Genomic DNA, 459 nt, shown 5'->3' with positions numbered 1-459 from the left:
GGCATCTTCCGCCTGCACGTGCTGTCCCTGCCCGACCACCGACCGGTGGACCTGCCGGCGCTGCCCGTCGGCGTGATCGGCGGCATGGGCTTCTCGCCCGACGGCCAGCGCATCGCGCTGACCCTGAACAGCGCGATCACGCCCAGCGATGTCTACGTGGTCGACCTGGCCGCGCGCAGCCTGACCCGCTGGACCGAAGGCGAAGTCGGCGGCCTCGACGCTTCACGCTTCGTCGCGCCCACCCTGATCCGCTACGACAGCTTCGATGGCCTGTCGGTGCCGGCCTTCTACTACCGCCCGGCAGGCGTGCCGGCCGATCGCAGGCTGCCGGTGGTGATCAACATCCACGGTGGCCCGGAAGCGCAGGCGCTGCCGGTGTTCAGCCCGGCCATCCAGTTCATGCTCGACGAGCTGCAGGTGGCGGTGCTGGTGCCGAACGTGCGCGGCTCGGCCGGCTAC

The 459-nt window shown here is 70.8% G+C and carries 1 protein-coding gene; it reads left to right on the top strand.

The annotated features are described in order from the left end of the window. On the top strand, window positions 1-459 hold a 459-nt coding region (locus tag FLQ44_RS23715; RefSeq protein WP_369126610.1), incomplete at both ends, for an alpha/beta hydrolase family protein.

Source organism: Vogesella mureinivorans (assembly GCF_007644035.1).
GTDB classification, from domain to species: domain Bacteria; phylum Pseudomonadota; class Gammaproteobacteria; order Burkholderiales; family Chromobacteriaceae; genus Vogesella; species Vogesella mureinivorans.
This window is presented reverse-complemented; position numbering and strand designations above follow the sequence as displayed.